The organism is Mycobacterium attenuatum, assembly GCF_900566085.1.
Lineage (GTDB): Bacteria > Actinomycetota > Actinomycetes > Mycobacteriales > Mycobacteriaceae > Mycobacterium > Mycobacterium attenuatum.
Genome location: NZ_UPHT01000032.1, coordinates 111646 through 138327 on the forward strand (window position 1 = coordinate 111646; position 26682 = coordinate 138327).

The 26682-nt window shown below is 65.1% G+C and carries 21 protein-coding genes; 7 read left to right on the forward strand and 14 right to left on the reverse strand.

What is annotated here, in order from left to right; genetic code table 11:
- The first annotated feature begins 84 nt into the window (after window positions 1–84).
- Together groL and EET13_RS05465 are read left to right on the forward strand one after the other, a co-directional pair.
- Window positions 85–1713, forward strand: coding sequence for a chaperonin GroEL (groL, locus tag EET13_RS05455; protein WP_122441316.1), 1629 nt, complete (start codon window positions 85–87; stop codon window positions 1711–1713).
- A gap of 618 nt (window positions 1714–2331) precedes the next feature.
- Window positions 2332–2571: a hypothetical protein gene (locus EET13_RS05465; protein ID WP_122441318.1), complete on the forward strand. Its 240-nt coding sequence runs from the start codon at window positions 2332–2334 to the stop codon at window positions 2569–2571.
- A 388-nt stretch (window positions 2572–2959) separates the two neighbouring features.
- Here EET13_RS05465 and sodC read toward each other — a convergent pair whose 3' ends face one another.
- The 7 genes from sodC to EET13_RS05505 form a co-directional block, all read right to left on the reverse strand.
- Window positions 2960–3796: a superoxide dismutase[Cu-Zn] gene (gene sodC, locus EET13_RS05470; protein WP_425293636.1), complete on the reverse strand. Its 837-nt coding sequence runs from the start codon at window positions 3794–3796 to the stop codon at window positions 2960–2962.
- A 75-nt stretch (window positions 3797–3871) separates the two neighbouring features.
- Entirely contained in the window at window positions 3872–4990 is a 1119-nt protein-coding gene (locus EET13_RS05475; protein ID WP_122441320.1) for an ADP-ribosylglycohydrolase family protein, read from the reverse strand.
- A gap of 80 nt (window positions 4991–5070) precedes the next feature.
- Window positions 5071–6621 carry an MFS transporter gene (locus tag EET13_RS05480; RefSeq protein WP_122441321.1) on the reverse strand — a complete coding sequence of 517 codons (1551 nt, stop codon included), beginning with the start codon at window positions 6619–6621 and terminating at the stop codon, window positions 5071–5073.
- A 36-nt stretch (window positions 6622–6657) separates the two neighbouring features.
- Window positions 6658–7755 carry a PPE family protein gene (locus EET13_RS05485; RefSeq protein ID WP_122441322.1) on the reverse strand — a complete coding sequence of 366 codons (1098 nt, stop codon included), beginning with the start codon at window positions 7753–7755 and terminating at the stop codon, window positions 6658–6660.
- A 14-nt stretch (window positions 7756–7769) separates the two neighbouring features.
- Entirely contained in the window at window positions 7770–8069 is a 300-nt protein-coding gene (locus EET13_RS05490) for a PE family protein (protein WP_122441323.1), read from the reverse strand.
- A gap of 411 nt (window positions 8070–8480) precedes the next feature.
- Window positions 8481–9473 (reverse strand): glycosyltransferase family 2 protein, encoded by a 993-nt coding sequence (locus tag EET13_RS05500; protein WP_168990687.1) that lies wholly within the window; start codon window positions 9471–9473, stop codon window positions 8481–8483.
- Between the two features lie 118 nt (window positions 9474–9591).
- Window positions 9592–10641 carry an aminotransferase class I/II-fold pyridoxal phosphate-dependent enzyme gene (locus EET13_RS05505; protein WP_168991064.1) on the reverse strand — a complete coding sequence of 350 codons (1050 nt, stop codon included), beginning with the start codon at window positions 10639–10641 and terminating at the stop codon, window positions 9592–9594.
- Between the two features lie 339 nt (window positions 10642–10980).
- Here EET13_RS05505 and EET13_RS05510 point away from each other — a divergent pair, with 339 nt between their 5' ends.
- Window positions 10981–12192 carry an Rv1453 family transcriptional regulator gene (locus EET13_RS05510; RefSeq protein ID WP_122441327.1) on the forward strand — a complete coding sequence of 404 codons (1212 nt, stop codon included), beginning with the start codon at window positions 10981–10983 and terminating at the stop codon, window positions 12190–12192.
- A gap of 49 nt (window positions 12193–12241) precedes the next feature.
- Here the strand turns inward: EET13_RS05510 and EET13_RS05515 are convergent, their stop codons facing one another.
- The 4 genes from EET13_RS05515 to EET13_RS05530 form a co-directional block, all read right to left on the reverse strand.
- Window positions 12242–12673 (reverse strand): hypothetical protein, encoded by a 432-nt coding sequence (locus tag EET13_RS05515; RefSeq protein WP_122441328.1) that lies wholly within the window; start codon window positions 12671–12673, stop codon window positions 12242–12244.
- A 30-nt stretch (window positions 12674–12703) separates the two neighbouring features.
- The gene (locus tag EET13_RS05520; RefSeq protein ID WP_122441329.1) at window positions 12704–14491 is read right to left on the reverse strand and encodes an N-acyl-D-amino-acid deacylase family protein; all 1788 of its coding nucleotides are present in this window, start codon (window positions 14489–14491) and stop codon (window positions 12704–12706) included.
- 407 nt (window positions 14492–14898) lie between these two features.
- Window positions 14899–16635, reverse strand: coding sequence for a PPE family protein (locus EET13_RS05525; protein WP_122441330.1), 1737 nt, complete (start codon window positions 16633–16635; stop codon window positions 14899–14901).
- 269 nt (window positions 16636–16904) lie between these two features.
- Complete coding sequence (locus EET13_RS05530) at window positions 16905–18596, reverse strand: PPE family protein (protein ID WP_122441331.1); 1692 nt, start codon at window positions 18594–18596, stop codon at window positions 16905–16907.
- 448 nt (window positions 18597–19044) lie between these two features.
- On the opposite strand from EET13_RS05530, the gene EET13_RS05535 reads away from it, so the two are divergent.
- Window positions 19045–20697 carry an amidohydrolase gene (locus tag EET13_RS05535; protein ID WP_122441366.1) on the forward strand — a complete coding sequence of 551 codons (1653 nt, stop codon included), beginning with the start codon at window positions 19045–19047 and terminating at the stop codon, window positions 20695–20697.
- Between the two features lie 29 nt (window positions 20698–20726).
- On the opposite strand, the gene EET13_RS05540 is transcribed toward EET13_RS05535, so the two are convergent.
- Both EET13_RS05540 and EET13_RS30850 read right to left on the reverse strand, forming a co-directional pair.
- The gene (locus EET13_RS05540) at window positions 20727–21035 is read right to left on the reverse strand and encodes a WhiB family transcriptional regulator (RefSeq protein WP_122441332.1); all 309 of its coding nucleotides are present in this window, start codon (window positions 21033–21035) and stop codon (window positions 20727–20729) included.
- Window positions 21036–21548: 513 nt separating this feature from the next.
- Window positions 21549–22952: a PPE family protein gene (locus EET13_RS30850; protein ID WP_211189026.1), complete on the reverse strand. Its 1404-nt coding sequence runs from the start codon at window positions 22950–22952 to the stop codon at window positions 21549–21551.
- A 712-nt stretch (window positions 22953–23664) separates the two neighbouring features.
- Between EET13_RS30850 and EET13_RS05555 the strand changes: the two genes are divergently transcribed.
- The 3 genes from EET13_RS05555 (at window position 23665) to EET13_RS05565 (ending at window position 26085) form a co-directional block, all read left to right on the forward strand.
- A complete protein-coding gene (locus EET13_RS05555) occupies window positions 23665–24474 on the forward strand; it encodes a hypothetical protein (RefSeq protein ID WP_122441334.1) in 810 nt (269 codons plus the stop codon).
- 80 nt (window positions 24475–24554) lie between these two features.
- Window positions 24555–25130 (forward strand): sigma-70 family RNA polymerase sigma factor, encoded by a 576-nt coding sequence (locus tag EET13_RS05560; RefSeq protein WP_211186353.1) that lies wholly within the window; start codon window positions 24555–24557, stop codon window positions 25128–25130.
- Window positions 25123–26085 carry an anti-sigma-D factor RsdA gene (locus EET13_RS05565; RefSeq protein WP_168991233.1) on the forward strand — a complete coding sequence of 321 codons (963 nt, stop codon included), beginning with the start codon at window positions 25123–25125 and terminating at the stop codon, window positions 26083–26085. The genes EET13_RS05560 and EET13_RS05565 overlap by 8 nt, the downstream gene beginning before the upstream one ends.
- A 52-nt stretch (window positions 26086–26137) precedes the next feature.
- Here the strand turns inward: EET13_RS05565 and EET13_RS05570 are convergent, their stop codons facing one another.
- Window positions 26138–26551, reverse strand: coding sequence for a DUF5319 domain-containing protein (locus EET13_RS05570; protein WP_122441336.1), 414 nt, complete (start codon window positions 26549–26551; stop codon window positions 26138–26140).
- Window positions 26552–26682 lie beyond the last annotated feature (131 nt).

The following is a 26682-nucleotide window of genomic DNA, read 5'->3' on the forward strand; positions in this document are numbered from 1 at the left end:
TAGGAGCCGAGGCGGTGCCTGCCATTGCCCGGCTTACCCACAGGCCGTGGCAGGCCTGCATCGTCGCCGAGCGGAAGGAAACTGATGAGCAAGCTTATTGAGTACGACGAAATCGCTCGCCGCGCCATGGAAGCGGGCGCGGACAAGCTAGCCGACACGGTAAGGGTGACGCTGGGCCCGCGTGGTCGCCATGTGGTGCTGGCCAAGTCCTTCGGCGGGCCGACCATCACCAATGACGGCGTCACCGTCGCACGTGAAATCGACCTGGAGGACCCCTTCGAGAACCTGGGGGCACAGCTGGTGAAGTCGGTGGCCACCAAGACCAACGACGTCGCCGGCGACGGCACCACCACCGCCACCGTGCTGGCCCAGGCCCTGCTCAAGGCCGGCCTGCGGCTGGTCGCCGCGGGTGTCAACCCGATCGCACTCGGTGCCGGCATCGGCAAGGCCGCAGACGCGGTGTCGGAGGCGCTGCTCGCCTCGGCCACGCCGGTATCGGGCAAGGAGGCCATCGCGCAGGTGGCCACGGTCTCCTCGCGCGACGAGCAGATCGGTGAGTTGGTGGGCGAGGCGATGACCAAGGTCGGCGCCGACGGCGTGGTCAGCGTCGAGGAATCTTCGACGCTGAACACCGAACTGGAATTCACCGAGGGTGTCGGCTTCGACAAGGGCTTCTTGTCGGCGTACTTCGTCACGGACTTCGACTCCCAGGAGGCCGTGCTCGAAGACGCGCTGATCCTGCTGCACCAGGAGAAGATCAGCTCGCTGCCGGACCTGCTGCCGCTGCTGGAGCTGGTCGCCGAATCGGGCAAGCCATTGGTGATCATCGCCGAGGACGTCGAGGGTGAGGCGCTGGCGACGCTGGTCGTCAACTCGATCCGCAAGACGCTGCGGGCTGTCGCGGTGAAGTCGCCCTATTTCGGCGACCGGCGCAAGGCGTTTCTGCAGGACCTGGCGGCGGTGACGGGCGCCGAGGTGGTCAACCCCGACGCCGGCCTGGTGCTGCGGGAAGTGGGCCTGGATGTGCTGGGCTCGGCCCGGCGGGTGGTGGTCAGCAAGGACGAGACCATCATCGTCGACGGTGGCGGCGCTCCGGAGGCGGTCGCGGCGCGGGTCAATCTGCTGCGCAGCGAGATCGAGCGAAGCGACTCCGACTGGGATCGCGAGAAGCTGGGCGAGCGGCTGGCCAAGCTGGCCGGCGGAGTGGCCGTCATCAAAGTGGGTGCCGCCACCGAGACCGAGCTCAAGGAACGCAAGGAAAGCGTCGAGGACGCGGTCGCGGCGGCCAAGGCTGCGGTTGAGGAGGGCATCGTCGCCGGCGGGGGCTCCGCGCTGATCCAGGCCCGTGAGGCGCTGAAGGATCTACGGGCGTCGCTGTCGAGCGACGAAGCACTTGGCGTCGACGTGTTTTCCGAGGCGCTCGCGGCACCGCTGTACTGGATCGCCACCAATGCCGGGCTCGACGGAGCGGTCGTGGTCAGCAAGGTCAGCGAGCTGCCCGTCGGCCACGGGCTGAACGCCAGCACCCTGACCTACGGCGACCTGGCCGCCGACGGTGTCGTCGACCCGGTCAAGGTGACCCGGTCCGCGGTGCTCAACGCCGCATCGGTGGCCCGGATGGTGCTCACCACCGAGACGGCGGTGGTCGACAAGCCCGCCAACGCCGACGAACACGACCATGGCCATGGCCATGGTCACCATCACCACCACTAGGTCAAGCGGTACGAAGCGCCCCCGGTTTCTGGCCGGGGGCGTTCTCGTCTCACAGTGCGTCATCGTCATCGGGTTTGTGATGTCGATGTAATCAGTCAGCCTCATAACCGGGTCAGGACCGGTTTGGACCGGGGTTGCCGTCGTAGCCGCCGGCACGGCCGCCGCTTTCTTCTTGCGCGCAAGGACGTGGGTCCGCGTCGTTGCTGCCCTGGTTCTGGCGCTTGCTCTCGCAAATGGCCTCTGGCGTCACAGCCATGGCCACGATCACGGGCAGCACCCGCATCACAGAGCAGGCAATGAGAGCGCCCCCGGTTTCCGGCGGGGGGCGATTTCGTTTTGTGCTGCCGACAGCTGAACCGACATGCCCATGCGCGCCAAGGCGCCGGTACCATCGATCAATAGTCGTCGCCCTAAGGAGGGAGGCGTGGCTATGGAATGTCGGAGAGCGCAGAAGGCGGTCGTCAACAGGGAGGCTGTTAGGAAGGCGATGGTCAAGAAGGTCGCTGACAGGTCCACGAAGGCCTCCGCAGAGCTCGAGAACCGACAGGTTCCTCATGAATATGTCCGCCCAGCCGCTGTGAAACGCCTCCTCGCCGAACGGCAACCCGGCAAGCACTGATGCCACTGACGCCGGGATACGGCGAAACGCCGCTTCCGGAAGACGAATTGGTCGCGTTACTCCCGCGCGTCGTCGAGGTGCTCGACAAGCCCATCAGAATGGCTGATGTCTACGACCTCGAACAGGCGGTGCAGCAGCAGGTGTCCGAAGACCTGCTGACTTATGCGTTCGCGGGCTCATTGCAGCTCGACGACCTAATGAGCGACCACTTTCCGCAGCACTATGCTGTGGGTCGCTGACGTTCGGGTGATGTCGAAGTAAGCCTTCGCCAGGCTGCGGAAATGGCGTGTTTTTCTTTGCGGCGACATGCGCTGTGATTTATTGCTTCGAGGCCACCGGATACCAGACCTCGCAGAACGGGCCAGATAAACGAAACACCCGCGGCGGCGCAGCCGGGTGTTTGGCATTGCTCGACTCAGTGGTTGCTCGGCCGCATATACCGCACCCATCTCGACGGCGAACCGGATGTGCCTCGGCCGGTGGTCGTGAAGCTCCCGCTTGTCGAAACCGAAGCCCGGCCGGCCGTCTGCGAGGACCTCGAGTTACACCTACGTTGAGGTGCACTCTCACCAGGAGAACCGGGTCGCCGGCCCGCCCGTACTTCGGGTAGAAAAACCCGTCGGCGCGTCAGCCGTTGGGCGGAAGGCTGGGCGTCGTTACGGTGCCGCTCGGCGTCGACGTGACGGTGGGAACGCTGGTGACCGTGACGGTGCTCGTGCTCGTGGACGGCGATTGCACGACGGTCGTGGTGGTGACCGTGACGGTGCTCGCGCTCGGCGACGGCGGTGGCCCGACCGTCGTGCTGGCTACCGTGGACGAGCTGGTTGCCGGGGCGATCACACCGCAAGCCACTCGCTTACCCGAATCACCGGTGGCCAGCGTCTCTTCGTCCGGGCCCGGCGTGCCGTTTTTCTGGGTATAGCGGGCGGGAGGAATATTGCCGAAGTTGTCCGGGTCCTGGTGAATGATCAGCGCGGTGCCCGAGCCATTTTTTAGGTCCGCGGCGGTGAACGAGTTAGAGGTGGTGACGAGTTTTGCCGTGCCGTCCGAGCGTACTTCCAATGAGGTCAGATCGCCGCTGGCGGGATAACCCGTATGCCCAGGCGCCTGGTAATGGCCTCCGGCGGAATTGAAGTCGCCGGTCGCTCCGCCCGTCGGGGCAATTGAATCGGCCTCGCATTTGCCCACCGAGTGGATATGGAGCCCGTGGAAACCGGGGGTTAGGATCTGGTTGGGGACTGTTTCTAAGGTCAACGTCGCGAAGCCGTTCGCAAAATCGAAGGTGGCGTTGGCCACCGGGGTTCCGTCGGCACTCTTCAACTGTGTGGTGATCCGCTCGGTACCGGGCGGTGGGGCGGTGAGCGGTGACGTGTTCGGCTGGCTGGTGTTCTGGTTGGCACACGCACCCACCGGTGCGACGGCTGCGATAAGCACGGCGGCGGCAATGGCCGCCCGCCTTTTCACGCCCCTGTTCATGGCATGGGCCTACCCGGATCGGCCAACGCCAAACGAGCGACTCGGGTTATTGGCTGTAACCGGTCAATATCCCGGGTACTTCTGCCAAATGCGCTGAGCGGCGTCGTCGAAGCTGTACTCGGACAGCTGCCAGTCCGGATAGTCGTAGAGGTCCTCGGCAATCTCGCTGATGACATCGCGAAGTTCCAGCGGTTCCAGCCATTCGGTGGAGATCGCGCCCTCGCCGAGCGCCGCGCCGAGGAGGTTGCCGGCAATCGAACCCGTCGAATCGGAGTCGCCGTCGTGGTTGACCGCCGCCACGACGCCGTCTTCGAACGACTCTGCTATCAGCGCGCAGTACACGCCGATGGCCAGCGCCTCGTCGGCAACCCAGCCCTGGCCCAACCCGGCTACAGCCTCGTGGGCCTCATGGCAGCGCCCGCCGCGACGTGCCGCAGCTTCGGCGGCCTCCACCGCGTTGAGGGTTTCGTCGTGGTTAGCGAACTCGACGAGGATGCGCTTGGCCTCGGGCAGTGCCTCCGCCAGCGGTATCCCCAGCACCAGCTGGTAGATGAGCGCCGCGAACACTCCGGACGACAACGAACCCGTGGGGTGACCGTGGGTGAGGGCCGCAAGTTCGGTACCGATCCGAAACGCGCGGCGCAGTGTCCCATCGGGCTGGCGCGACACAAACAGTCCCACGGGTGCCACCCGCATCACCCCGCCGCAGCCCTTGCTGTGGTTTTCCGCGGGCTCGCCCAGGTTACGCATCTCGCGAAGCGCCGAAATGCAGGTGTTGCCCGGGGCGCGCTGGCTGTGCAACTGGCGCTGCTGGTAGAGCCAGCCCGAATGGCCGTCACCGAAAGGCGCGCCGACCCCGACGGGGTGCACGGGTGCTTCGCCTTGGGTGCGCAGCCATCGCAGATACGCGTTTGCGGTTACCCCGGTATAGGTCGACAAGCCCTTCATGCGTCCGCGGACCAAGTACCGCAGCAGCCCTTCGGCGGTGAACAGGGTCATTTGGGTGTCGTCGGTAACCATGCCGACACCGCCATAAGCGGGCGCATACGCCGTGATGCCCCCCGGGCCGAACTGCGCCAGGATCTGCTCACGGGTGTGAAACTCCACCGGTGCGCCCAATGCGTCGCCCACCGCGCCACCGAGCAGGCAGCCGCGGAACCTTGTGCGGTCGCCGATGCTCATTCTCGGCACGCTACCGCCATGCGGACGAGCCGGCCGTACTCCGCCGGTCAATCCCAGCGGGGTACGGCCGGCACCACCCGTCATGAGTTCTGATCTGCTCGATTGCGGGGTAGGAGCAGCCAGACGGCGACCGCCGCGGCCAGCGGTACCAGTGCCATGGCCAGACTGGTGGTGCGCAGCGCCGAGGCGATGAGCTCCTGGGTATCTGCCAGAACCCGATACGCCAGCTCGGGGTTGAGGCTGCCGAGACCTCCGACGTGACCGCCGCCGGCCGAGCGAGATGCTTCCAGTGCGTTGGCGGCCTGTGCGGGCGAGATATCCATGCCGGCGAGCCGCTCCCGGGCCCGTGCGGTGTAGAAGGTGGTGGTCAGCAGGGTGACAACGGTGGGGCCCAGGGAGTAGAAGGATTGGCCGGCCCCGGGTTTGACCGCCGACACCGACCCCTCCAGTCCGGGCGGGGCGTAGCTCATCATGATGCTGGCCTGCGGCGGCTCGACGATGGCGACGCCGACGCTCAGCATCACGACTCCCAAGGCGATCACCGGGAGGGAGGTGCTCACCCCGAAGGTGGCGAACATGCAGCTGGCCAGGGTGAGCAGTCCCAGACCCCACAGCATCGTGGTTCGCGCCGAGGTCCGCATCATCATGCGACCGCCCATGAGGGCCGCGGGCGCTTGCACCGCGGCGGCCAGCACCAGCAACAGACCCAGCACCGTCGGCGCAAACCCGCGGACCACGGTGGTGTAGTAGCCCAGCAGCAGCACGCGGCCGGCAAGCAGGAAGTTGAATGCCAATCCGGTGATGACCGCAGCGTTGAAGGGGCCGGCGCGGAAGATCCGCAGGTCCAACGCCGGCTGGTCGGTGTGTTGCTCCCACCAGACGAAGAAGACTCCGGCGGCCAGCCCGACCAGCAGCGGGGGGACAGCCGCGCCGGGGCCATGAGCCAGGCGCGACAGGCCATAGACGAGGCTGACCATCATGAGGCCGGCCGCGCCGATGCCGCGGTAGTCGATCCGGCGGCCCTGGATGCGGAACGTTTCGGGGACGAACCGCAACGTGATGGGAATGGTGATTAGCGCCGTGGCCGGGGCGACGATCAATGCCCAGCGCCACCCCAGCGACTCGACCAGGATGTCGCCGACCAGCGGTAGCGGCGCTCCTACCAGGAACGCCGTCCCCAGGAAAAAGCTGATCGCTTTGCCCCGCTGCGCGGGCGAGAAGACGGCGTTGATGATCGCCAGGGACAGGCCCAGCAGAAAGGCGAAGCAGACCCCGGTCAGAGCCCGAGTGATCATCAGGGTCGCGGCGTTGGGTGAGACTGCGGCGAGCAGTCCGCTGACGATCACTCCGGCCAGCCCCAGCAGATACATCCGGCGTTTGCCGTAAATGTCGCCCAGCGTGCCGGCGCCGAGGATCGTCGCCGCCAGGGTCAGCGTGGCCAGACTCGCGGTGAATCCGGCTGCGGCGGTACTCATGTGCAGACCCTCGCGCACCGGCACCAGGCTGCTGGAGAAGATGGCCGGGTCGGCGCCGGTGATGGAGAAGCCCAGACCCATGGCAAGCACGGTCATCCATTGGGCGAACGTCAACTTGTCCTGGGTGGACTGGCTTGGTGTGGATAGCGCGGTCATGAGGGTCCTCCGTCTTGACGTGCGGGATTGGTCGGGTTAACCGGCAGCGGGCGAGCCCACGATTACGAAGCGGTTCGCAAGGCCGTATCGGGCCGCCGACGAGCTGCTTGTGTTGCCGGCTCTACCCGCCGCTGGCAGGCCGCCCAGCATGGGTGCCGCCGCATCCGGTGCAATCTGGGAAGTGGACGCTAGCCCGGTATTCGGCAATGCCGTCGCCGCGTGGCTGATGTTCGGGGCTGCGGTGCCCCAACTGTGCGGTACCGACAACGCCCCGATCGAACCGGCCCTGCCCATGCCCGCCGACACCGTCCCGATGCGGCCCAGACCCGGCATCTTGATCGGAAAGCTGGTGGCCGCCTGTGCCAGCGGTCCCGCGGCCTGTGCGGCCATCTGGCCCATCGACATGAACGACCTCAGGACCGACGTGATGGACATGGTTGCCGATGTGCTGCCCATGACGACCTCGACCGGCGTCAGCATCCCTTCTTCCACCGTGACCACGCCGGCGACCAACGGACGGGTGGCGAACCACTTCAGCAACGGCGGCACGGTGGTGATGAATTGTGACAACTTCACCGTGGTGCTGGCTGCCGCCGCGGCGCCGGCCGCGTGGGCGACCTCCGGCGCCACGGCGAACGGGGTCAACCGGGTAGCGGCCGCCGCCGCAGCGGCGTAGCCGTACATCGCGACCGCGTCTTGTGCCCACATCATGGCGTAGTGGGCCTCGGTCGCTGCGATCGCCGGAGTGTTCTGGCCCAGGATGTTGGTGGCTACCAGCGTCATCAACTGCATGCGATTGGCGGCGATTTCCGCCGGGGGCACCGTCATCGCGAACGCTGCCTGGTAGGCGGCCGCGGCCGCGGAGGCCTGGCCGGCGGTCGCCTCGGCCTGTCCGGCCGTGACGTTCAGCCACGACAGATAGGGTGCGGTCGCGGTTGCCATCGCCACCGATGCCGCACCCTGCCAGGGCCCGCCGACCAGCGACGAGATCACCGACCAGCACTGCCCGGCGGTGGAGTACAAATCGGCGGATAGCCCGTCCCAGGCCGCCGCAGCGGCCAGCAGCGATCCGGCACCGACGCCGGCGTACATGCGCCCGGAGTTGATCTCCGGCGGCAACATCGCGTAGTCCATCGCTGCTCTCCTGCTCAGCCGACCGCAGTGGCGTTGGCGGTCTCGGCGGCCGCGTACGACGCGGCGCTGGTACCCAACGTGGTCACCAAATGGTCGTGGATGGCGGCAGCGTGAGCGCTGACTTCCCGGTAGAGAGCGGCGTGCGCGGCGAACTGGGCCGCGACCAGCGCGGACACCTCGTCGGCAGCGGGCGGAACGACCGCGGTGGTCGTGGCTGTCGCGGCGACGTTGTGTGCGTTCATCGCCGAGCCGATACCCAGCAAATCTCCCGCCGCTGCCGCGAGTGCCTGCGGCTGGGTGGTCACGAAAGACATGCGCTTACCTCCCTCTGAGTTGACTTGTGACTTGTGAGTTGGTCCCTGAACCGGCCCCTTGCGGGCCAAGTGCTTTCTATGATCGGGACCACAGCACCGCCGCCCAAGGGCGAAAATCACCCAACCCAGCCCGATGGATGGTGCAAAAGTGTGCGCTCGCGTGCTCGACACCGCCTTCACCGACCGGTCGCCCACCGGCGGACGCCGCAGGCCTGCGCCGATTCCCCGCTGGGGTTTCTGGTCCGCTTGCAGGAACTCGCGCACGTCGACGTCGCACTCGACCGCGGGCCGTCCGGCCGCGGCTACTGAACCCGTTGCACCCCAAGGTGATCCATCGCCTCTGAGTCGTCCACCGTGCGGGTCCAGGGTGATTTCCGGCTCGCGCCGTAAACCCTTGCTGTTAGCCGGGTTTCACGACACGCGTCCCAAATACATTGGTTTGTTTGGTGTTATCGTTCGGACTCGCGTGCCGGCCCCGCCAGCGCCGGCCACGCGTTGCACCGCGGCGCGCCCCGCGGTCAACGCGACCCCGCGTTCGGACGGCGGCGCCGGGGCCGGCTGGCCGAGCTTGGCGCGCAGCTTCGACAATGTGAATCGATTGTGCTCGACGTCGTAAAAGAACCGCACCGGCCGGAACGGCAAATAGACCAGCAGCAGGAAGAACATCGCCAGCAGTGCCGTCCAGCTCTTGACGCCATGCGTCTTTGTCGTCCTGGTATAGCGCGTGATATACCGCCAAAAGTCCCGCGCCGGGGCTTCCAGCCGCCGGCCCGATATGCCTGCGACCATTGCCGGCTCGTAGGCGATGTCGAAACCGTTCTTGAATAGGGTCAGGGCGAGGTCGATATCTTCGTGTAGTTGATCGTCGAGATCCAGGTGAGCCAGCTGACGGACCGCCTGCCACGCCGAATTGCGGATTGCCATATTGGCCCCCAGGAGAAACCGCTGATCTGTCGCATTGTGCTGCAGAAAATTGCGGATCCGCTGATCTCCCCAGAAACCCACCCTTCGCAGGGGCATGTCGTAGTACAGAACCGGACCGGTCGCCGCGGCGACAGCCGTGTCGGCAAATTGGCGGCGAATCTTCTCCACCCAGTCTTTGGCGATGAGGGTATCGGCATCGATGCGACCGATGACATCACAGCGCGCGTGGTCGAATCCAAGGTTGCGTGTCGGGATGAGGCCTTGCAGCTCGTTCTGTTCAAGCATGCGAATGTTTAGCTGCGGGTTGTGTCGTTGATATTGGCGCACCACCGCGGCGGTGCCGTCGGTCGATTTGTTGTTCACCACGATTATTTCGTCGGGAGCGGACGTCTGGGCGATGCACGATTCCAGGCAACTGCCGATCCAGCGTTCCTCGTTATACGCCGGGATAACAATGGTTACCGACGGGCGCCGCGACATGAAATCAGGCCATATTGCCGGCGGATTCGAACGCACGGGCGGGGGTGGCAGTCTGTCGTCATAGTCGCTCGGTTCGCGCGCTAATATCAACTGTGGAGCGTTCAACATATTTTCCTAACTAAGCTGCGATCTTGCCGAGGTCGAGTAGATGGCTGGTCGCCTCCAGAAACTGATCGTTTTCGTGAGGCAAGCCGGCGGAAACACGCAGATAGTGCGATAAACCTACGTCGCCGAGAAAGACGCCGATGTCTGCATAGGCCTCCCAGACGGCCTGCGCGTCATCGAATTTCCCGATGAGAAAGAAGCTGGTGTCGCTGTGGGGAATATCGAAACCTTCCATTCGAAGGTAACTGACCATCCGCTCACGTTCCTGCAGCAGTTCGGGCACCTTAGCCAGGATCTCGTCGGCACGATCAATAATCACGGCCGCCGCGGCCTGCGTCATAGATGACACGTGATACGGAAGTCGCGTGGCGAGCAGCGCGTCAATAATATTCGGGGCAGCTACCAGGTAGCCCAATCTGCCGCCGGCAAAAGTAAATGCCTGGCTCAGGGTCCGGCAGATCGCGACCTTGTCCGGGTAACGGTGTATGAGTTCGACCGCGCTGGTATTCGTTGACATTTCGATGTAGGCCTCGTCGATGACGAGTATTCCTGACCGCAACCGGGACAGCACTTCCTCGAACATGTCCACCCCAAAACTGTCGCCGCTGGGATTGTTCGGGCTGGCGATCGCCACCACACCGGGCTGGTACTTGTCTATCGCTGTGAGGGCCGCGTCCAGGTCGCGACGCGGAAATGCCCGTGACGGCACACTCAGCCATTGCGTTCCTGCGGCTTCCGCAATGACCGGGAAGTATCGATACGACGGTTCCAGACCGAGGGCGATCCTGCCTGGACCCGCGAATGCCCGAAATAGCTGCTGGAGGATTTCGTTGCAGCCGTTGCCCACCCAGATGTTTTCCGGCGTTACGGTGATGCGCGCGTGACTGGAGATATATTCGGCCAATTTCGCTCGTAACAGCGTTGCCTCACTGTCGGGGTAGATGTTGATGGCCGCGATTTGGGCTCTGACGGCTTCGATAACTGCGTTCTGGATGTGCGGCGCCAGCGGGTACGGGTTGACCGGACAATGCAGGCTGATGCCATATCCGGATCCGCTCGGCAAAACGGCACTGTCGAGTATTCCAGTGCGGTCCGGAGGTTTCGTCGAAACGCCGGGATAGTACAGCCGAAGTGATGTGGTCTTCATTTTTCCTCATTGGGATGCTTGGCGGCGGCCGGAATAACCTTGGTGGCGAAGCGGCCGCCATCACACACTTGCGCGCTCGTCGCCGTGGCCGGGCCCGGCAAGTTGCTCACCCGCCGCAGACGGCTATGGCTGACGACGATCTGAGATCCATACTGGCTATCGGCTCGTTGCCGTCCAAGGGCTAAACCTCCCAATCCGGCCATCAAATGGTGCAAAAGTGTGCACCCGATGCATCGGCGGGTCTAGGGTGAGTGGGTGGTCTGGCAACGCCCGTCACCGCGGGTATGCGAACTGATCCGGCAGGGCGCCCGGATTGTCCTCAATACCCCTTCGGATTGGCTTGACGAATACGATCGCGCGACCATGGCGGCCCACCCGGCGATCGCCGAGGATCCCGTGCTGGCGGCAGCAACCCGCCGCAGCATCAGCTCCAGCTTGATGCATTGGGCCGCAGCCAATGTGAGTAATCCCGGCGCCCCGGTGCCGGCCAATCTTGGCCCCGAGCCGCTGAGCATCGCGCGCGACATGGCGCGCCGCGGTATGGAGCCGTTCACTTTTCGTCCGGCCCAAACAGCGGGTTGGCGGCTGTGGATGGATACCGTCTTCACACTCACCTCCGACCCTGACGAGCTGCACGAACTGCTCGATGTGTCGTTTCGGTCCATCAGCGAATTCATCGACGCCACGTCTTCCGGCATTGCCGAACAGATGCAGCGGGAGCGCGACGAACTGGCCCGCGGCACCCACGCGGAACGCCGCGAAGTCACCGCGCTGATCCTCGACGGCGCCCCGATCAGCCGTCAGCGCGCCGAAGCGCGACTGGGCTACGCCCTCAACCGCGCCCACATCGGCGCCGTGATCTGGAGCGACGAACCCGACGACGACCTCAGCCAGCTCGACCGCGTCGCCGATGCGTTCGGTCATGCAGCCGGATTTTCGCGGCCTCTGACCGTGATCGCGAGCGCGGCCACCCGGTGGGTGTGGGTGGCCGACGCCACGCTCGACGTCGAGCAGGTTCATCGGGCGGTCGAGGGCACACCCGGTGCGCGAATCGCGATCGGCACCACCGCCAAGGGAGTCGAGGGCTTCCGGCGCAGCCACCTCGAGGCGCTCACCACGCAGCGCATGGTGGCCGGGCTGCAATCCCGCCAGCGGGTAGCGTTTTTTGCCGACGTCCAGTTGATCGCATTGATAACGCAAAACCGCGAGGCCGCAGAGGAATTCATCAAGAACACGCTGGGGAACTTCGAATCGGCGGGGCCCGAGCTGCACAAGACCGTGCTGACCTACATCAACGAGCAGTGCAGCGTCGGGCGTACTACCAAACTCCTGTACACCCATCGCAATACGTTGCTGCGCCGCCTCGAGCGCGCCGAGCGACTCCTGCCTCGGCCCTTGGAGCACAGTAGCGTTCACGTCGCCGTCGCGCTCGAGGCCTTGCAGTGGCGCGGCAAGCCGGCGACCTAACGGGGCTCAGCGTCCTCCCGTGCCGGCCATACCGGCATGCCCACCGATTTCATCGATGCCCGTCTGGCCCACCGAATCCACCGGGTCCACCGAATCCACCGGGTCCGCCGATCCCGCCGATTTGGCCCGGGCTTCCGATGCCACCGGGGGTTCCCGGAACGCCCCATTGGGGTCCATAGGGTCCGTAGGGCTCACCGGGTGCCGGTGGCCCTTCCGGTCCGCCCGGTCCGCCCCAGCCGCCGGGTCCATACACTCCTCCGGGGGTACCGGGTGGCGGTGGCCCGATATGCGTGGGCGCTGCTGCGGGTCCCGGCGTCGCAGCCAGCTCACATTGTTGCGAAACGTTGTTCCAGACCCAGCCAATGGGGCAGTTGCCGTCGGCCCGGCTGATCGCCGGTGAGCCGACGCCGAGCACCGGCAAGAACGCCAGCAGCAGAGTAAGCGCGGCAATGGCGCTGCACCGTCGTAACAAATGCCGCATCCCAGAACCTCTTTCGTCATCCGGTCATTGCTACTTGGTTGCCGTGTGAGTCGACGGCAGAAAACTTCCGTAGGCCGCAGCCTGCCCGAGATCTGCTGCATATCCGAACGCACGCGTGTAGGCGGTGCGGCCGTTGATGAGCACGGCTTCGACCGCGTCGTCGTTGCGGTTGACCACGCGGTCGACCCCAAAAGCGTCGGGCGCAGGGGCCTCGCTGATCTCGAAGACCTGGTCGTTGAGCCCGTCGGGGTTGACCACCACGACATCGGCGCGGGCGCCGATGCGCAGCCGTCCCGCCGCTACGCCCCACCAGTCAGCCAGATCCGAGGTGAGCTTGCGCACCATCTCGGCGACGGTGAGCTTCGGCTGCGACTGTTGTTCTGCCCGTTTGGCTATCGTCAGCGCGCGCAGCCCGAAGTTGTAGTTGGCCAGACTGCGCAGGTGGGCTCCGGAGTCGGCGAAGCCGACGTGGGTGCCGGGGCTGGCCAGCAGGTCGACGACGATGTCTGGGCGGTGATTGCCCACCACGGTGTACCAACGCAGTTTGTCGCGCCAGGTGGCGGCCAGGTCGAGGAACACCTCGGCGGGGTGCTGTCCGCGCTCGCGGCTGAGGTCTTCGAAAGTGCGGCCCACCACCGATGAATCCGGGCAATCAATGATCACCGCTTCGTCGAACCGTCGGTTCCATAGCCCGTTCATCATGAATCCGCCCATGTCCTTGATGAACTGGGCGCGGAAGGCCGGGTCGCTTAGCAGCGCGTACTGGTCGTCGGCGGTGCGCAGGTTGCGCAGGGTGACGCCGCTGCTGAACTCCTCGAAGGCAGCGAAATCCACTCCGTCGGCGAAGATGGTCATCGGGCCCGGCAGCGCCTGAAAACGCATGTCGCCGTTGAGCACTCGGTTGGTCACCGAGGCAAGTAGGCGCGATACCCGGTGCAGCATCGGATTGGACTTGAAGTCCATTGCGGTGAGCAGGCTGGTGCGCAGCGGGCGTCGACCGATGCCCGCGGCAGTCAACGCGAATGCGAAGACGTTTACCTGTGTCTCGGCGTCGGGAGCGCTCTGCAGGATGCGGCCCCGCCGGCGTAGCCGCTTGTGCAGCCGTCGGTATTCGCGCCACCGGGCGAATGTCGACGGTAAGGGTTGTGCCCAGGCACGGTCGCCGGCCAGCTTGTCGCGACGGGTGGTCATCGTCGACAATCCCAGGAAGCCCTCGTCCAGGGCGTCGTCGAGGATGTGCTCCATTGCCGCGATCTGACTGTCACTGGGCTGAAAGTGCTTGTTAGTGGCGGCTTCTAGCCCCAGCACACCGACCCGCAGGTCGCTGTGACCCAACATGGCGGCGACGTTGGGGCCCAGCGGCTGCTGCTGCAGCCACTGGCGGTATTCGCGCGGTGTGCTCCAGGTCTTGCTCTCCTGCAGGATCGCTTTGATGCCGGAATGCGGGATGGCCTCCACCCGAGCGAACAGGTCCGCCGAATCATCGGCGTCCACGGTCACCATGCTCAGCGAGCAGTTGCCGGTAACCACCGTCGTCACCCCGTGCCGCACCGACTCGGGCAGCCCAGGGGCGGTGACGATTTCGGCGTCGTAGTGCGAGTGAATCTCCAAAAAGCCCGGCATCACCCATTTTCCGGCGGCGTCGATCACCTCGTCGAAGCTGCCCGGATTCAGCTGTTGCGCGGACACGTTGATCACCACCCCGTCGGCGATTGCGATGTCACGGACCTCCCCTGGCGCGCCGCTGCCGTCGAAAACCAGCCCGCGCGAAATCAATACCCGGGGACTCGGCGTGCCGCTGCTGACCGTGGCGTTCATGGGCTGGCTCCCTTCGGCTGGATCCGGCGCTGGTGCATCGGCTTTGCGGCGCTGAGGCGCTGGAACTGTCTCCATGATCGGAGCTGCAGCGGCACCGGCCAATGGTCACAATGTCCCAATCCGCGTGCGCTGGTGGTGCAAAAATGTGCACCGGGCACTACCCCGAGTGGGGGAGCCAGACCGCCTGATCGGCGCCACCCACCCAAGCAGCAGCGCATTCTCGGTCCGTCGCAAGCGGGGGCATACGCGCTTCCCCTCATCGTTTCAAACGGCAAAAGAGAAATATGCGCTTGCGTCGAACGCGTCGTCGTCGTTCAAACCCCGAAACGCGCGTGGCGCAGGTCCGGGCCGAACTGTTTGTCGCCGGCCCAGCATGCGAAACGTGTGGGCCTAGCCGGAAATCCGGGTCACCCCAATGTCATGGCCAGCTGACCCAGGCTGAATAGGCCGGAATTGGCGATACCGGTGTTGAAAAAGCCTGAGTTAAAGCCGCTGAGCATACCGGCAGGGAACGGCCCCATGGCGCCCGTGACACCCGTGTTGAAAAATCCCGAGGTGACGCCGGTGATAATCGAGCCGCCGGAAGCCGAGTTGAAGAAGCCCGAGATTCCGTGGCCCTCGGCGCTCGTGTTTCCCAGCCCCGAGTTTCCGACACCGGTGTTGGAGAACCCCGAGTTGGTAGTGGCCGCGTAACCGACGAGACCGTTGTCGGTGGCAATCCCGACGCCGGTGTTCAAATTACCCGCGTTCCAAAAGCCGGTATTGACGTGGCCCGAGTTGCCGAAGCCGGTGTTGGTCTCACCTGAGTTGAAGAAGCCCGTGTTGAGGTTGTTCCCATTGAAACCCCCGGTATTGATCGAACCCGCGTTCCCGAATCCGGTATTGAGCAGGCCCGAGTTTGCAAAGCCGACGTTGCCGGCGCCTGAGTTCCCGAAGCCGAGGCTGCCGGTGCCCGAGTTTGCGAAACCAAGGCTGTTGATGTGGCCCGGGAAGACGTTATTGACTCCCGAACTGAAGACGCCGATGTTGTGGCTGCCGGAGTTGAAAAAGCCGATGTTGTGGTCACCCGAATTGAACAACCCGATGTTTCCGTTGCCCGAATTCAACAAGCCGGCCAGGTTGATGCCCACCTGATTGTCACCAGTGAGCCCGATCCCGATATTGTTGTTGCCGTTGTTTCCAAAGCCCCAGTTTCCGTTGCCGGTGTTTCCGGCGCCGATGTTGCCGATACCGGTGTTCCCGCCGCCGATGTTGCCGTTGCCGAGATTCCCCAAACCGAAGTTGCCGTTGCCGGTGTTCCCCATGCCCACGTTGTTGTTGCCCGGTGTGGGGGAAAACGTGGACAGGTCGGGGTTTGACAGGTCGGTGGGGCCGCCGTTTCCGAAGCCGATGTTCCCGTTGCCGAAGTTGCCAAAGCCGAAGTTGCCATTGCCCGCGTTTCCGGCGCCGATGTTGTTGTTGCCGTTGTTTCCGCTGCCGATATTATTGTTGCCCGGCTGTGGCGGGACGAGCTCGCTGTTTCCGAAGCCGCTGTTTCCGAAGCCGATGTTTCCGCTGCCGGTGTTGCCGTTGCCGACGTTGGCGTTGCCCTTGTTGCCGATGCCTAAATTGGGCAGGTTCTGCAGGAACTGCTGTAAGCCGCTTGGTAACTGCACCGCGGCTGCCGACGCCCCGGCGTGATAGCCGGTCATCGCGCTCACATCGGCGGCCCACATCTCTTCGTACTGGCCCTCGGTGGCCATGATTGCGGGCGCATTGAGTCCCAAGAAATTCGACCGGATCAACTGGATGAACACCGAGCGGTTGGCCACTACGGCCAGCGGATGAACCATTGCCGAACGTGCGGCCTCGAACACATCGGCCACCGTTCGCGCCTGCTGAGCCGCCCCCGCGGCGTGGGCGCAGGCCGCGCTGAGCAACTCCGCGTAGGGAGCGGCCGCGGCGGTCATCGCCGCCGAAGCCGCGCCCTGCCACGCCCTGCCCGCCAACCCCGACGTGACCCACGAAAACGACGACGCCGCCGTTCCCAACTCCGACGCCAAACCGTCCCATGCCGCCGCAGCATCCAACATCGGTGCCGATCCCGCACCGGTGAACATCCGCAATGAATTGATCTCCGGCGGCAACATCACGAAATTAGGCATGAAAGACCCCCTTGGTACCAGCACGTTCGGCTCTGCAAGGTGACCTTTTGCCGACGTGAGAACGAGCAACTCGTTACGCACCATACGCTGACGCCAGCGTGAATATTGGGTTTTCGCACTACTTCATGAGGTTCCGCGGCACGGTCGGGCGACGGTCAATCGCTTTGCGGCACAACAGGTCTGTGGCGGAGGTCGCCGGACTTCGCAGGGAGTTGAGAATTCTCGCCGCGGCGGGGCCAGGGCGGGGCCCGGCTTCATGGTTAGCCCGATCAGCGTGCCAGGTTACTGATGCTCACCAAGCCCGGTTGCGCGATGCCGGTGTTGAAAAAGCCCGAATTAAAGCCGCTGAGCATACCGCTCGCAAACGAACCTATGGCGTCCGTGGTACCGGTATTGAAAAAGCCCGAGGTGACGCCGGTGAATTTGGAGCCACCGGTAGCCGTGTTAAAGAAGCCCGAAGTGTCGCCGCTCGTCAAGCCTCCGCTGGACATGTTTCCAAAGCCCGAGGTTCCAGTACCCGTGTTGCCGAACCCCGAGTTTTCGAGGCCACTGTCGGTGGTGACCGCGACCCCGGTGTTCACGTCGCCCGAATCCCAGAACCCGGTGTTAACGTGGCCCGAGTTCCCAAAGCCGGTGTTCACTTTGCCCGAGTTGAAGAAGCCGGTATTGAGGTTATTCCCATTGAAGCCGCCGGTATTGATCGAGCCCGCGTTCCCGAAGCCGGTGTTGAGGATACCCGAGTTCCCGAAGCCGAAGTTTCCGGCGCCCGCGTTCCCAAAGCCGAAGTTGCCGGTGCCCGAGTTCCCGAAGCCGACGCTGTTGAGGTGGCCCGGCAACACGGTATTGGTACCGGCACTGAAAGCGCCGATGTTACCGTCGCCGGCATTGAAGAAGCCGATGTTGTTGTTACCCGAATTGAACAAGCCGATGTTGCCGCTGCCCGAGTTCAGGCTGTCGAAATGGAACTGACCGGCTGCCTGGTCGTAGTACGCCCCCCCGACACCGATCAAATTGTTGCCTTTGAGCCCGAACCCGATGTTGTGATCGCCGAAATTCCCGCCGCCGATGTTGCCGTTGCCCAGATTCCCCAAGCCGAAGTTATTGTTGCCGGTGTTACCCATGCCCACGTTGTTGTTGCCTGCCGCTGGCTGCAGGGCGAACGGGTTTAGTTTTGTTAGGTTGGTCGGGCCGCCGTTTCCGAAGCCGATGTTCCCGTCGCCCTTGTTGCCGAAGCCGAAGTTGAAGTTGCCGTAGTTTCCGGCACCGACGTTGTTATTGCCGTTGTTTCCGCTGCCGACGTTGTTGTTGCCCGGAATCCCAGGGGTGATCGGGGTGTTTCCCACGCCGCTGTTTCCGAAGCCGATGTTTCCGCTGCCGGTGTTGCCGTTGCCGACGTTGGCATTACCCCGGTTACCGATGCCTAAATTGGGCAGGTTCTGCAGGAACTGCTGTAAGCCGCTTGGTAACTGCACCGCGGCTGCCGACGCCCCGGCGTGATAGCCGGTCATCGCGCTCACATCGGCGGCCCACATCTCTTCGTACTGGCCCTCGGTGGCCATGATTGCGGGCGCATTGAGTCCCAAGAAATTCGACCGGATCAACTGGATGAACACCGAGCGGTTGGCCACTACGGCCAGCGGATGAACCATTGCCGAACGTGCGGCCTCGAACACATCGGCCACCGTTCGCGCCTGCTGAGCCGCCCCCGCGGCGTGGGCGCAGGCCGCGCTGAGCAACTCCGCGTAGGGAGCGGCCGCGGCGGTCATCGCCGCCGAAGCCGCGCCCTGCCACGCCCTGCCCGCCAACCCCGACGTGACCCACGAAAACGACGACGCCGCCGTTCCCATCTCCGACGCCAAACCGTCCCATGCCGCCGCAGCATCCAACATCGGTGCCGATCCCGCACCGGTGAACATCCGCAATGAATTGATCTCCGGCGGCAACATCACGAAATTAGCCACGCCAGGCCCCCTCAGGTTTCATTTCGTAGTGCACTCCGCGAGGTGACTATCACCGACGTGGAGGCAGGCAACTCGCGACAAATATTACGATGGCGTCTGCACGCATACCGGGTTTTCGCCAGAATGCCCGGAATTGATTAGACGACGCGGAATCTCGATGACGCAGTCAGCGCCGGCGTGCGAATCTGTTGCAGCGCAACGAATCGATGAGAGCAAGTGGCGGTGAACGTGCCACCCGACGTCGGCCGGATGCCGGTTCGGTACCAGACCAGCTGACCCGGGCCGTCCGGCCGGCGCTCGGCCGACGGTATGCTGCCTCTGACAGTTGATCGGTAATTGATTGCTAGGCAACATGATTCGATAACTCATGCCGCCAGCACCGACAACCGGAGTTGCGCGTATCGCAGAACGCCACACTAAGATGGCTGGCGATCAAGAGGAGGTCGACATGACTGGCGACGCTGACGCCATCTACACCAACGGTGACATCGTCACCATTGACGATGAACAGCCTGCGGCCGAAGCGGTCGCCATCAAGGACGGTCGCATCATCGCCGTCGGGGCTCGCGAGGACGTGGTGCAACAGCATCAAGGCCCGCAAACCCGCATGGTTGACCTTTGCGGCAACGCCCTGCTGCCCGGCTTCATCGACCCGCACAGTCACTACATCAATGCGCTGACGGTGGCCAATCAGGTCAATCTGTTCGCACCGCCCGCCGGTCCCGGCGCCGACGTCGACGCCATCGTCGCCGAGCTGAAGAGCTTCCGCGATGCCCGCAACATCGATGCGGGCGAACTCATCATGGGCTACGGCTACGACGAGACCGTCATGCCCGAGGGCCGGACCCTGCATCGAGACGACCTCGACAAGGCCTTCCCGGATAACCCCGTGATGATCGGCCACGTGTCGTTGCACGGCGCCGTGCTGAATTCCGCGGCCCTGGAGAAGTTCGGAATTTCAGCCAGCACCGTGACCCCGCCCGGTGGGGTGATCGTGCGCAAGGAAGGCTCGGACGAGCCCGACGGCCTGGTCATGGAAACAGCGTTTCTGCCGATCTTCGCCTCGCTGCCCAAGCCCACGCGCGAACAAGAGGTCGAGTGGAGCATCGCCGGCCAGATGCTTTATGCCGCGGCGGGTATCACGACAGCCCACGAAGGCGCGACTCACGCGGGAGACATCGCGGTCATGCAGCGCGCGGCCGCGGGCGGCGCCACCCTTATCGACATCGTTGCCTATCCGTTCATCCTCGACCTCGACGCGGTTCTGGAGGACAACCCGCCCGAAACGTTCGGGACCTACCACAACCGCGTCAAGCTCGGCGGCGTGAAGATCACCCTCGACGGTTCGCCGCAGGGCCGGACCGCGTTCTTCACCACTCCCTACCTCGTCGACGGACCCGACGGGCAGCAGAACTGGACGGGCGAGCTGCCGTTCCCGCAGGAAACCGTCAACTCCTGGTTCAAACGTGTCTACGACCTCGGTGTGCCACTGAACATCCACGCCAACGGCGACGCTGCCATTGACGTCCTGCTGACGGCGCACGAATATGCCGGCGCCGACGACCTGTCCAAGGACCGCCACACCACCGTCATCCATTCGCAGTTCGTGCGGCGCGACCAGCTCGACAAGTATGTTGAGTACAACCTGATCCCGTCGCTGTTCACCGAGCACGCGTTCTACTTCGGCGATACCCATGTCCGGTTGCGTGGCAAGGAACAGGCGCATTTCCTCAGCCCGATGCGCACCGCCATCGACCTGGGCCTGCGCCCGACCAACCACACCGACTTCAACGTCTCACCGCTGGACCAGTTGTTCGTGGTGTGGACGGCGGTCAATCGCGTCTCGCGCAGCGGTGAAGTCATCGGCGCCGATCAGCGGGTCACGGCCCTCGAGGCGCTCAAGGCGATCACCATCAACGCCGCATATCAATACCGCGAGGAACAGTCCAAGGGCTCGATCACGGTCGGCAAACTCGCCGACCTGGTGATCCTGGACAACAACCCGCTGACCGTCGACCCGATGGAGATCAAAGGCATCAAGGTCGTCGAGACCATCAAAGAGGGGCGCACGATCTATCGGAGACCGCAGGCCACCGCGTAACCGCGCTCAAGAGCGGCGAGCCGGGCCCGTCATGCGGAACGACGGATACTCCGGCTGCGCCCGATGCCGCCCTTGAGCAGCAGGTCGCGTTCGGATTCGGACAAGCCGCCCCATACGCCGTAGGGCTCGCCCACCTCCAGAGCGTGGGAGCGGCATTGCTCGATCACCGGGCAGCGACGGCACATTTCCTTCGCCCGTTGCTCGCGCAACATGCGGGCTCGACCGCGCTCGCCGTCGGGATGAAAGAACATCGATGAGTCGACTCCGCGGCACAGACCCTGCAACTGCCAGTTCCAGATGTCGGCGTTGGGCCCAGGTAGCTGCTCCGGCTGTGGCATTGCTCATTCCCTCTCTGCATGGCACATCCAAGTGGAGGTTACGTTCGCGAACGCGCGAGGTGTGCAACTGATACTTCAGAGGAGTCACCGATGACTACCAGACAACGCTAAACGCTAGGGGGACAGTCGAATTTCCGTCAATAGCTCTCCCTGGCAGCCAAATGCCGGTGCGTTGGACGAGAATTAACTCCGCGTTCATCTGTCACGCATTTGGCGAGGGACAAGCGTGCCGTCGAGACCGGTTCGAAATCTTATTTCCGCAGCTCAGCGGGCTGCTGTGAGCATGCTGTAATTTGCCGACAGATTGCTGTGAGTAATGTGCACGTAACACAGAAACCACAAACTTTTTACCACTCAGGGTGAGTGAAACGCTAATGTCGCGCTCCGCGATCGGCGGCCGGCCCGGGCGGGCGCCCTTTCGCTATTCACCCACCACGGGATTTCGCCGACCAGGCTCTTGTTCGGCCGGAAGGCGGCGGGCCGACTGAGTCTACAGGCTGCCCGAGCGGGTACTCAGGCCGCCTGCCCGATGCCGAGCTGGCTGGCCAATTGCTCGGCCAAGCTCATCAGCTGTGCGGCCAGCGCCGGGTTGCTGGCCTGCAGCTGCGAGAAGGCCGTCATCAACGCGGCGAGCAATGCCGGGTTGTTCTCCACCTGGCTGACCAGGGTTGCCACCAGTTGCGGGTTGGCCGCCAGCAGCCCAAACAGATTGGTCGCCAATGCGGGATTGCCCGCGAACAAGGTGACCAGGTCGGTCAGCAACGCTGGATTGGCCAGCGCGGACGTGACCGCGTTGGCCAATACCGCCGGGTCACCCAACGCTGACGTCAGTAACGGGGCCAGCAACGACGGATCACCCAGAGCCGCCGTCAGCTGCTGGGCCAATCCGGCGCCCGCGGTCTGTATCGCGGTGATAGCGGCGCCGACCTGGGTGGTTGCCGCCGACGCCACCTGTCCGACGACCGCGGCAGCGGTACCGGCCACACCGGTGACGGCGCTGGCAACCTGGGCGGCTACCGGTGCGACGGCGGCGGTCGCGGTGTTGGCCGCGACGGTCACCGCGGTCGCGACCTGTGTGGCCACCGGCGCGATGGCCGCAGTAGCGGCGGCCACCACCGGGGACTCGGCAAGCGCTTTGACCACCGGCGCCGCGACCGCGGTCGCGCCCGTCGCGATCGCCTTGGCCGCCGGTTCGATCGCGCCGGACACGGCGGCGAACGTCGGCTCGACTCCCTTGCCCAGATTCGCCATCGCGACCATGACGCCGGTTTGCAGGAGGCTGGCGATCAGGGCGTACTCGATCAATGTTGCCGCCGGGTTGGCCGCCGCAGCGGCTCCCAGCTGGGTGGGGGCTACCGGGCTGGCCCCAGCCGTTGCGGTGACCTGGCCAGGTAGGGTCTGCAGCGCCTGCTGCCAGGGCACCAGCTGAGCCGCGACGGCCGAAGCCCCGCCGTGATAACCCACCATCGCGGACACATCCCGGGCCCACATCTCCTCGTATTCGCATTCATCAGCTGCGATCGCCGGTGCGTTGAAACCCAGCAGGTTGGAGAACACCAGCGACAGCAGGTGATGCCGGTTGGCGGCCACCGCCACTGGATGTACCACCGCGGACCGCGCCGCCTCATACAGGGCCGCCACCGCTTTCGCCTGTATCGCCGCGCCCACCGCCCTGGTCGCCGCCGCGTCGAGCCACTGCGCGTACGGGGCGGCCACGGCCGCCATCGCGGCCGACGCCGGCCCCTGCCAGCAGGACGCCGTCAGATCCGAGGTCACCGAGGAGAACGCACTGGCCGCCGATCCCAGTTCAGCGGCCAATCCTTCCCAAGCGGTCGCGGCCGTCAGCATCGGTGCCGGACCCGCACCGGCATACATCCGCGCCGAAATGACCTCCGGGGGCGCCACCAAGAAATTCATCGCAACCATCCCTTCTCAACCGGCCTTCTCGGCCGGGCCACCACCATGACGACGGAATCGCGGATCATGTGGCCGCCCGGATATCGCGCCCAATCGGCCCAACCGGCCCCATTTCGGCCCACTGGGCCTGCGGCACACATGTGATCGGAATGGGTGGCGGTATCTCGGCGCACTGACGGCTGCCCCCATTTCCGCACCGTCAGCACCATCGCGCACCGCACCCGTCGACAACCGTGACAACGGAAAACCATATGACAATCGCGACCGGAAGTTGGTCGATTCGACCAAGCACATAACCAACGCATATCGGTGCATGTCGGCTTGGGCCGGCGGGTACCGCCCGCGGCGATCCGGACGCAATCCGGTGCCGGTGCGGGGCCGGTGTTGATTGGTCTAGCCACCGGTGATGTGGCTCCTGACCGGCCATCATGGCATGCACCGGGATTGGCATCGGCCGTCGCCGTCCCACCGGGCAACTATCGTGCTCGCGCACTGCGTTTCCTGTCGGAAGTACCGCTGCGCCGGCAATTCCGGCAATTCCCGGATCAATGGGCGCTGCTGTCGCCACGCGACGCTCGTGGCAATTGCAGCGGCGGAGTCGCGTTAGGGTGCAGCTATCACCGTGCAGGAAACCCGACGCTCTTCCTCGACCGATATGGCGATTGAAGACCGATATGGCGATTGAAGACCGATATGGCGATTGAAGACCGATATGGCGATTGAATCGCGGTTGGCCGACGCCGCCTTCGGGAGCAGCCCGGGCAGCTGGCCGCTGCCGACGGCGACGACGCCACGCCAGCTGTGGCTGCGCTCCGTCGCCGCCGGGGGACAAGGTCGTTATGGTTCGGCCTACAGCGATCTGGAGTGGCTGCGGCGCCGCGTCCCGACCGGCCGCTTGGCGTCGCTGGCGCACAGCACCCAAGGGTCCTTCCTGCGTCAGCTCGGCTGGCACACGCTGGCGCGGGGCTGGGACGGTCGCGCCCTGGCATTGGCCGGGGCAGATCCCGAAGCCCGTGGTGATGCGCTGATCGGCCTGGCGGCCGACGCTTTGGGCGTCGGCCGCTTTGCTGTCTCGGCAACGCTGCTGACCCGCGCCGACGCGGTGCTCGACACGGCCGAGTTACCGGCCGACGCGGCGGACCGGCTGGCGGTGCGGCGCAGCTGGGTGGCCGCGGAATTGTCGATGGCCAGCGGCGCGGCGGCGACCGCCGTCGACCGTGCCATGCAATCGGTGGAGCTAGCGCGGACGATGATGGGCGGGTCGGCCCGACACCGGGTCAAAAGCGAGGTGGTGCTGGCGGCGGCGCTGTGCAGCGCCGGCGCTGTCGAGCCGGCCCGCGGCGCCGCTGAACAGGCGCTGGAAGCTACCCGACGGCTGGGGCTGGTTCCGCTGCGCTGGGCGCTGGCTTGCTTGCTGATCGATATCGGAAGTGTCACGTTTTCGACGCGGCAGTTGCGCGAGATTCGCGATATCTGCGCAGATCAAGTACGGCGCGCCGGTGGAACCTGGCGTCCCGCTTGATTCGCCGTCCGACCGTTATTGTCAATCCGTGAATTAGCCCGGGATGTGTCCGGTTCGTAACGTTGGAGATATCGCCGTCAATGACAATTGAAGGGGAACGTCTCGACGCGGTGGTTGCGGAGGCCGTGGCAGGAGACCGGAACGCACTTCGGGAGGTGCTGGAGACCATCCGTCCGATCGTTGTGCGGTATTGCCGGGCGCGAGTCGGCACGAGCGAGCGGGGTGGCCTCTCGGCAGACGATGTGGCACAGGAGGTGTGCTTGGCCACCATCACGGCGCTTCCGCGCTATCGGGACCGAGGACGTCCGTTCCTGGCCTTCCTGTACGGCATCGCGGCGCACAAAGTCGCCGACGCACATCGCGCGGCCGGCCGTGACCTTGCCTACCCGGCCGAGTCCGTTCCGGATCGCCGATCGGGCGACGCCGGCCCCGAACAGCTGGCCATCGAGGCAGATTCGGTGACCCGAATGAACGAATTGCTCGAGATCTTGCCGTCCAAACAACGGGAGATCCTCATCCTGCGAGTGGTCGTCGGCCTGTCCGCCGAGGAGACGGCGGCCGCCGTCGGCAGCACGACGGGAGCCGTCCGGGTGGCCCAGCATCGTGCGCTTCAACGGCTCAAAGACGAAATTGTCGCGGCAGGTGACTATGCGTGATCCCAGTTTCGATCGACCCGGTTTGGACGAGCTGGCCGGCACCGATCTACTCCTCGACGCGCTGGCCGGCCGCGTCGAAGTCGCCCTCGACGATCCACACGATGACGCGTTGGCCACCCTGATGGGGGAATGGCGCGACGACCTGCGGTGGCCGCCGGCCAGTGCGCTGGTGTCGCCGGATGAGGCCGTCGACGCGCTGATCGAGGGGATCGCCGAACGCCGGCGCTCCCGCCGCGCGCTGGCAGCGGTCGGGTCGGTGGCCGCGACGCTGCTGGCGCTGAGTGGGTTCGGTGCGTTAGTGGCCGATGCGCGACCCGGCGACGCCCTCTACGGCCTGCACGCGATGATGTTCAACGAACCACGGGTCAGCGATGACCCAATTGTGTTGTCGGCCAAGGCCGACCTCGCCAAGGCCGAGCAACTGATCGCCCAGGGGCAGTGGGATCAGGCCGAAACCCAGCTGGCCGAAATCAGCAGCACATTGCAGGCCGTCAACGACGGCAGTCGCCGGCAGCACCTGCTCAACGAGTTGAACCAGCTGAACACCAAGGTGGAAAGGCGCGATCCCAACGCGACCGTGCCCCCGGGCCCGTCGCCGCAGTCCGTTCTTTCCAGGGTCTTTGCCCCGGGTGAATCTCCGGCAACATCGTCGGCTCCGTCGGCTTCCGACGCCGATTCGGCAACGACTTCAGGGGCACCGGAATCGGCGTCGCCGAGCAGTCCCGGCGCTCCGGCCGGGCCGGCGTCCGCGGGGACCACGCCTCCGGTCGGCACATCCGAGACGCCGACCAGCAGCCCCGCACCCCCGACGTCCCCATCGAAACCGGTGGCAAGTCCATCGGCGGGGCTGCCGTCGGGTCCGTCCGCCGCGTCGCCCACCAGTGTGCCGATGTCTCCGGCTGCGGGCACAACGGTACCCGGCTCCGCGCCGGCACCGCCCGGGGAACCGGGCTAGAAAAACCAAACGGGAATCCGCCTACCGGCGGCCTAGCGACGGTTAGTGACGTCTAACGGCGCCGGTGAAAGCCGTCGGCGTCCGACGTCGCTTCGTTGAGCGAGGCATCGGCGTAGCCGCGGCAGTAATCCCACGTAACGTAGGCGTCCGGCTCGGGATCGTAGGCCGGCTCGTGCGGGCGCACGGTGCCGTCGATCAGCAGCTGCAGCAGGTTGGCGCGCAGCATGTCCCAGTCGTGGTAGTGGTCCTGCTGGCACTCGTCGCAGCAGACCACCAGGCCACGAATTCCCTTGTGTGCCAGCAGAGCTTCGTAGACGGCGAGGTCGGCCAGGTCCGCCTCCACCGCCAGGCGCTCCTGCTGATCGAGGGGCTGACCGGGTTCGACGGCCTCCAACGCCGCCGACGGGTCACAGGGGTCGTCGGCAAACGGATCGGGCGGCAAACCCGGCGGCAGGTGGTCGCGCACGCCTCTACACTACGCAGCCAGGCAGCCATCGCGCCAGAAATTCAGCGGGCGCGCCGCCCGGGTCCGCCCGGCCGCGCCGCAAGCTGGCGCTCGGGTCGAGTACGGGCTGCACTGCCGTTGCTGTGGTTCGG

Excerpts from the sequence above, each read along its gene's own strand:
- groL (WP_122441316.1), top strand. The coding sequence starts at position 85 with ATGAGCAAGCTTATTGAGTACGACGAAATCGCTCGCCGCGCCATGGAA.
- EET13_RS05465 (WP_122441318.1), top strand. The coding sequence starts at position 2,332 with ATGCCACTGACGCCGGGATACGGCGAAACGCCGCTTCCGGAAGACGAA.
- EET13_RS05475 (WP_122441320.1), bottom strand. The coding sequence starts at position 4,990 with ATGAGCATCGGCGACCGCACAAGGTTCCGCGGCTGCCTGCTCGGTGGC.
- EET13_RS05480 (WP_122441321.1), bottom strand. The coding sequence starts at position 6,621 with ATGACCGCGCTATCCACACCAAGCCAGTCCACCCAGGACAAGTTGACG.
- EET13_RS05485 (WP_122441322.1), bottom strand. The coding sequence starts at position 7,755 with ATGGACTACGCGATGTTGCCGCCGGAGATCAACTCCGGGCGCATGTAC.
- EET13_RS05490 (WP_122441323.1), bottom strand. The coding sequence starts at position 8,069 with ATGTCTTTCGTGACCACCCAGCCGCAGGCACTCGCGGCAGCGGCGGGA.
- EET13_RS05500 (WP_168990687.1), bottom strand. The coding sequence starts at position 9,473 with ATGTCGCGGCGCCCGTCGGTAACCATTGTTATCCCGGCGTATAACGAG.
- EET13_RS05515 (WP_122441328.1), bottom strand. The coding sequence starts at position 12,673 with ATGCGGCATTTGTTACGACGGTGCAGCGCCATTGCCGCGCTTACTCTG.
- EET13_RS05520 (WP_122441329.1), bottom strand. The coding sequence starts at position 14,491 with ATGAACGCCACGGTCAGCAGCGGCACGCCGAGTCCCCGGGTATTGATT.
- EET13_RS05525 (WP_122441330.1), bottom strand. The coding sequence starts at position 16,635 with ATGCCTAATTTCGTGATGTTGCCGCCGGAGATCAATTCATTGCGGATG.
- EET13_RS05535 (WP_122441366.1), top strand. The coding sequence starts at position 19,045 with ATGACTGGCGACGCTGACGCCATCTACACCAACGGTGACATCGTCACC.
- EET13_RS05540 (WP_122441332.1), bottom strand. The coding sequence starts at position 21,035 with ATGCCACAGCCGGAGCAGCTACCTGGGCCCAACGCCGACATCTGGAAC.
- EET13_RS30850 (WP_211189026.1), bottom strand. The coding sequence starts at position 22,952 with ATGAATTTCTTGGTGGCGCCCCCGGAGGTCATTTCGGCGCGGATGTAT.
- EET13_RS05555 (WP_122441334.1), top strand. The coding sequence starts at position 23,665 with ATGGCGATTGAATCGCGGTTGGCCGACGCCGCCTTCGGGAGCAGCCCG.
- EET13_RS05560 (WP_211186353.1), top strand. The coding sequence starts at position 24,555 with ATGACAATTGAAGGGGAACGTCTCGACGCGGTGGTTGCGGAGGCCGTG.
- EET13_RS05565 (WP_168991233.1), top strand. The coding sequence starts at position 25,123 with ATGCGTGATCCCAGTTTCGATCGACCCGGTTTGGACGAGCTGGCCGGC.